Genomic DNA, 230 nt, shown 5'->3' on the forward strand with positions numbered 1-230 from the left:
CTCGAATAACCGGTGCCGAAATCGTCGATGGCGATTTCAAAGCCGCTTGCCTGGAACTCGCGAAGCATGTCGATGGTGCGGGGCGCGTCCTGCATCGCCACCGTTTCGGTAATCTCGAACATGATCTGATCGCACTTCACGCCTTCCGTCTTCACGATCTCGAGCATGGTCGGCACGAGATCGGCCTGCAATAGCTGGCGCGGCGACAGATTAATGGCCACCTTGATCGG

At 57.8% G+C, this 230-nt stretch carries 1 protein-coding gene; it reads right to left on the bottom strand.

Annotated elements, in window-relative coordinates:
* On the bottom strand, positions 1–230 hold a 230-nt coding region (locus tag SB822_RS61455; protein ID WP_410859714.1), incomplete at both ends, for an EAL domain-containing protein.

It is taken from the genome of Paraburkholderia sp. SIMBA_054 (assembly GCF_046534875.1).
Taxonomy (GTDB): domain Bacteria; phylum Pseudomonadota; class Gammaproteobacteria; order Burkholderiales; family Burkholderiaceae; genus Paraburkholderia; species Paraburkholderia hospita.